This is a genomic window from Methylophaga sp. UBA4204 (assembly GCF_002379485.1).
Lineage (GTDB): Bacteria > Pseudomonadota > Gammaproteobacteria > Nitrosococcales > Methylophagaceae > Methylophaga.
In genome coordinates this window covers 13780-19646 of sequence record NZ_DFTU01000047.1, presented here as the reverse complement: position 1 = coordinate 19646, position 5867 = coordinate 13780, and the positions used below count along the sequence as shown (strand labels likewise).

General features: G+C 45.8%; 6 protein-coding genes. 3 read left to right on the top strand and 3 right to left on the bottom strand.

Features of this window, described 5'->3' with window-relative positions:
• From B3182_RS06485 to greB, 3 genes are all read left to right on the top strand, one after another.
• The coding region (locus B3182_RS06485; protein WP_292740816.1) for a hypothetical protein at nt 1-418 on the top strand (418 nt) is incomplete at its 5' end.
• Between the two features lie 104 nt (nt 419-522).
• Nucleotides 523-1869 carry an FAD-dependent oxidoreductase gene (locus B3182_RS06480; protein WP_292357599.1) on the top strand — a complete coding sequence of 449 codons (1347 nt, stop codon included), beginning with the start codon at nt 523-525 and terminating at the stop codon, nt 1867-1869.
• Entirely contained in the window at nt 1869-2336 is a 468-nt protein-coding gene (gene greB / locus B3182_RS06475; protein ID WP_292357598.1) for a transcription elongation factor GreB, read from the top strand. Before B3182_RS06480 ends, greB begins: the two co-directional genes overlap by 1 nt.
• Here greB and B3182_RS06470 read toward each other — a convergent pair.
• The 3 genes from B3182_RS06470 to B3182_RS06460 all read right to left on the bottom strand — a co-directional run.
• Nucleotides 2333-3436, bottom strand: coding sequence for a PQQ-dependent sugar dehydrogenase (locus B3182_RS06470; protein ID WP_292357596.1), 1104 nt, complete (start codon nt 3434-3436; stop codon nt 2333-2335). The genes greB and B3182_RS06470 overlap by 4 nt on opposite strands.
• Nucleotides 3437-3452: 16 nt before the next feature.
• Nucleotides 3453-5081 carry a protein adenylyltransferase SelO gene (locus B3182_RS06465; RefSeq protein ID WP_292357594.1) on the bottom strand — a complete coding sequence of 543 codons (1629 nt, stop codon included), beginning with the start codon at nt 5079-5081 and terminating at the stop codon, nt 3453-3455.
• A gap of 103 nt (nt 5082-5184) precedes the next feature.
• Nucleotides 5185-5867, bottom strand: a 683-nt coding sequence (locus tag B3182_RS06460; RefSeq protein ID WP_292752050.1) for a class I tRNA ligase family protein, incomplete at its 5' end; no start/stop codon positions are given.

Genomic DNA, 5867 nt, shown 5'->3' with positions numbered 1-5867 from the left:
AGCCGAAGCCGAAGCCGAAGCCTCAGAAGAGCCAACAAAGGCAGAGTTGGATTTTGCCGCCGCACTGGCCGCAGAACAAGCCCAGGCTGAACAGGACCGGAAGCAGACCCAGTCAGAAATAGCCGGTTTTGATATTCCAGAACAGCCCGAGTTACCTGAACCGGAACGTCTCGAATCATTACTTAAAGATGTCGAGAAGTTGCAGGCGACACAATCAGATAATAATGCATCGCTGATTCCTCCAACACAGGAGACACCACTTCCGGATCCTGCGCAATTAGAGAACCTATTGACCGATGTAGATAAATTAACGGCCGTTAAAAAACCGGTGAAAAGTAGAAAGAAACGCAGTGAGTTGCAGGCGATTCTCTCAACAATACCGTCCTTTTCTGGCAGTAATAAAACAAAATACAAATAATCTGAGTATTTTATTGGACTCAGATAATGTGTAAATAGCGATATTTTTAAACGGTCTGATTAACGTTTTGCTAAAATTTCCGTCGTTTAAGCACGGAAAAAATTATGTCAGACCAAATTCATCAGGTAGCCATTATCGGTGGCGGTGTCTGTGGCACCGCGCTACTGTATATGCTGGCTGAATATACTGATCTCAATGATATTGTCCTGTTGGAAAAGTATGCCGGAGTGGCTAAGGTCAACTCCAATGGCCGTAACAACAGTCAGACGATCCATTGCGGTGATATTGAAACCAATTACACATTGGAGAAAGCCACTAAAGTAAAGGCCGCCGCTGAGATGCTGGTGAATTTTGCTGAGGACTTACCTAATGTTGATCAGGTGATTTTCAAATATCCGAAAATGGTTTTAGGTGTAGGCGAGCAGGAATGTCGTCAGCTTCGCCAACGTTACCAGACTTTCCGTGAAGTATTCCCCAAGATGAAGCTATTGGAGAAGTCCGATATCGCTACCTATGAACCCTCAGTGGTTATGGTTAATGGTGAAATGCGGGCGGAACCCTGTGTTGCGCTTGCCGTTTTGGATGATTACAGTGCAGTGGATTATCTGCGTTTATCTGAAGCCTTTGTTGATAAAGCCAAAGCAAAAACCGATAAACAAATCCAGTTAGTGTTTAACAGCGAAGTCGATGACATTGTCGAAAAAGACGGTGTATTTTCGCTGGTCACCGGCGACAAAATCATCCAGGCTCGCAGTGTGGTTGTTTCTGCTGGCGGACACAGCTTATTACTGGCACAGAAAATGGGGTACGGGTTAGAGTTCTCCTGTCTGCCAGTAGCAGGAAGTTTTTATTTCACTCCGCAGATTCTCCGTGGCAAGGTCTATACCGTGCAAAATGATGCGTTGCCGTTCGCAGCGGTACATGGTGATCCAGATGTGCTGGTCGAAGGTAAAACCCGTTTTGGACCAACAGCACTGTTACTGCCATTGTTAGAGCGTTATAACAACAAAACTTTTTTTGATTTTCTGCGTGTTCTGCGTCTCGACAGCCGGGTAATGAGAGTGTTCTGGGACTTATTCAGAATTAAGGATATCCGTAATTACATTTTTAAAAACTTTCTGTTTGAAGTGCCGTTATTACGTCGCTGGCTGTTTTTGAAAGATGCCCGCAAAATTGTTCCTGGCCTGCAATTGAAAGATATTGAATTCGCCAAAGGTTTTGGGGGTGTCAGACCTCAGTTGATTGATAAAAAGAATGCCAAATTGTTGATGGGAGAAGCGAAGATTAATCCTGGCACAGGCATTGTTTTTAACATGACACCATCGCCTGGTGGCACCAGCTGCCTGGAAAATGCTGAAACCGATATGCGGCTGATCGCCAGCCGTTTAGGTGCAACAATTAATGAATCTCAGCTGAAGCAAACACTTCATAAATCAGCAACAACAAATTAATGGCTTCATCACCTTACATTACTGCTGATGGCATGTTCAGGATGAACCAGGAGCTTAGTGAACGCTGGCAGCGACGCAGGCACGTGGTTCAGGCGCTGGCGGCTGCAGCGGCAGAAGGCGATCGCTCTGAAAATGCAGAATACATATATCGCAAGAAAGAACTCAGAGAAATAGACCGGCGTATTCGTTATCTTCAAAAACGTATTCCCGATTTGATGGTGATTGATCGTATTCCAGATAATCAGGATGCGGTGTTTTTTGCGGCCTATGTAACGCTGTTGAAAGATGATAAGGAAGAAGTCCAATACCGCATTGTCGGCCCGGATGAGATTGACCACGCCAAAGGCAATATCAGTGTCGATTCACCTTTGGCGCGGGCGTTGTTAAAAAAGCAGATTGATGATGAAGTTAGCATCCAGGTTCAGGATGGTGGTCATCGTTATCTGATTCTGGACATTAACTATTAATTTGCCGGCTGAATCCGGTAAATTTCGCCATCATCCGTAGAGACATATAACCAGCCTTCAGGGCTTTCAATAACATCGCGGATACGTTTATTCATTGTACGCAGATAGCGTATTTCATCTACAGCATCGTTATCTTGAATTTTGACCCGGTTCAGATGCTGTAACGCCAGTGCACCGGAAAATAAATCACCTTGCCACTCCGGGAAAGCATCACCCTGATATTGCACCAGACCACTGGGTGCAATTGACGGAATATAGACTTTTACCGGATTTTCCATACCGTCTACTTCTTTCTTGCCAACGGAAACGGGAGCGTAATATTCCTTGCCGTGAGAGGCTTCCGGCCAACCATAGTTTTTACCGGCTTCAATCAGATTGATTTCATCGCCACCGCGTGGGCCATGTTCAATGCCCCATAGTTGCTGGGTCTCGACGTTATAAAACAAACCTTGCGGATTACGATGCCCATAACTCCAGATTTCCGGCAAGGCATTACTCTCTCCAACAAAAGGATTGTCCTGCGGGACACTTCCATCAAGTTTCAGTCTTAGAATAGTGCCATTGTGATTGCTTAGCTCCTGAGCTCTATCACGTTCCCCACGATCCCCAATCGAGAAAAATAGATGACCCTGTTGGTCAAACACAATTCTGCTACCGTAATGCTGGCCTTTGCTGGTACGAGATTGAGTGACTAGCAAATCGATCCAATCACTTAGGGTGTTTCCATCCAACTTGGCGCGGGCGAGAGTGGTAGCTCCCTGACCATCTACATTTTTACTGTAAGTAAAATAGATCCAGCCACTTTCGGCATAATCAGGGGATAAGGCAACATCAAGTAAACCACCTTGGCCTTCAGCTTTAACTTCAGGTACGCCAGATATCTTAGTGCTCTCACCAGAATTCAGATTTATCTGGCTTAATTTGCCCTCACGTTGACTGACCAGCATTGTGCCATCCGGCAAAATTGCCATTCCCCATGGGATTCCTAATCCATCTGCAACCTTGTCAATTTGCAACTTTTTATCATTGACGCTACCTGCATGGGCGGTCATTGCAGATGTTAAAATCAATAAAACAAGCAGTTTACTGATCAACTTCATCTAACGACTCCTTAATTTAAGAACTACAGGACAGCATTGAGCAGCCAGGTTTATCTCTGGCCCAGTCTGGGCGTTTGGCAGCGTAATGATGATACTGTGGCTGTTCATCATAAGGACGGTGCATGACTTCCAGAAGTTCATGAATCATGCTGTAATCACCCTCATGGGCTTTATCAATCGCCTGTTGTGATAAGTAATTGCGTAATACATATTTCGGATTAACCAGGTTCATTCTGGTTTTTCTATCCTGATCGCTGGTGCCATCCTGTTGCACGCGTTGCTGATACTGACGCAACCAGTCACAGATATCTTTTTTATCTTCTTTCGATAAAGCATCTGGTGCGTAATAAGCTTCCATCAACGGTTCCAATAGCGCTTCATCGCTGAGGTCATTGTGTGCACAGCTCACATCGGCTAATCGGCGATAGAAAATCGTCATATCGGTTTCAGCCAATAACAGAATTTTCTGTAACTGCTGATTCAATTCATGATCATCATCACCCTTATACTCGTTCAGCCCCAGCTTATCGGCACGCATCTGTTGCCATTTGTTGGTGTAGAGCTCGACATAATCGGTAAGAATCTGTTGTAACGGCTCAACTTCATTAATCAATGGATATATCGCGTTGCCGAGTTGCAGCAGGTTCCACTGGGCAATCTGTGGTTGGTGTCCAAAACGGTAGCGTTTACCAGTGGCATCGGTGGTGTTAGGTGTCCAGTCAGGATCGTAATTATCAATCCAGCCATAAGGGCCGTAATCAATAGTCAGCCCTAAAATCGAAGTGTTATCAGTATTTAATACACCATGCACAAAACCAACACGCATCCAGTGCACTACTAAATCTGCGGTGCGTTCACAGACTTCTTTAAACCAGGCCAGATAGGTTTCTTTAGAGGGTTCGCCCAGGTGTGGAAAATGATGGCGAATGGTGTAATCAACCAGTAAACGAAGATTGTCGACATCGCCTCGCGAGTTAAATAATTCGTAATTACCAATGCGCAGGAAAGAAGGCGCGACTCGACAGACAATCGCGCCTGGCTCAGTTTGCGGGCGGCCATCGTAAAACATATCGCGGACTACGCCTTCACCGGTTGTCACCAGACTTAATGCACGGGTTGTGGGTATGCCAAGATGAAACATGGCTTCACTGCATAGAAATTCACGCACCGAGGATCGTAATACGGCCAGGCCATCAGCTGAACGGGAGTAGGGTGTTTCACCGGCACCTTTAAGCTGCAACATTTGCAGTTGGCCGTGAATATCCTGAACTTCACCAAGATTAATGGCACGGCCATCGCCCAGTTGTCCGGCCCAGTTGCCAAACTGATGTCCGCCATAGCACATTGCATGAGGCTGCATACCTTTTAAAATTTCATTGCCGGCAAACACGTTAGTAAATTGTCGGCTTTCGCAATCCACCGGTCTGATGCCCAGGTCAGTGGCTAAATCCATGGAATATGCCACCAGTTCAGGATTGGCGACAGGTGTTGGGTTAACAAAGGTATAACAGGCACCTAGCACCTGACGGCGAACATTTTCAGTATCCGGATCCGCGGGGAGCTCCCGTACAAACCGGTTATCGAACTGCAGCCGTGTCATTGGCGTGGTGGTGGCGTCGTTGGGATTAAATTCTTCAGTAGTCATAGTCTCTATTACAACAGATAGCAGCCGGTGAAAACACCGGCTTTTCGTATTGTTATTGACTGACTAATAGAGTCGGAAAGTTCCTAAAAAAGGACTTAGGGTTTTAGCCCAATGCTTTACGTTGCTGCTGTAACTGACTTAAAGACTGTTCCAGCTCTGCCAGTTTTTCACGTTCTTTGGCAACAACATCTGCGGGCGCCTTGGCAACATAGTTTTCATTACTCAGTTTGCCAGCGGATTGCTTGATAATTTTATCCAGCTTACTGATTTCTTTATCCAGACGGGCAATTTCAGCATCCTTATCAATCAGACCTTCCAGTGGAATCAGGATTTCCATTTTGCCAACCAGTGCAGTAGCAGCGGCAGGCGCTTCACCGCTGAGGAATTCGACCGATTCCAGATTCGCCAGACGGCTGATAAAGTCGTGGTTGTCATGTAAACGTTGTTTATCAATGTCAGCGGCATCCTTGAGCAACACTGGCAATTGTTTTTTCGGGGCAATATTCATTTGTGAACGAATAGAACGAATACCGTTAATAAACTGCATTACCCATTCCATATCGGCAACGGCAGTGCTATCAATTTTACTGCTGTCAGCTACCGGATAGGCTTCACGCATAATAGTAGAGCCTGTTTTACCGGCTAACGGTGCGATGGTATGCCAGATTTCTTCGGTAATAAATGGCATAAAAGGGTGTGCTAAACGCAGCGTGGCTTCCAAAACCCGAACCAGAGTACGGCGGGTACCACCTTTGGCGGCGTCACTTGCAGCATCATTGTTTAATA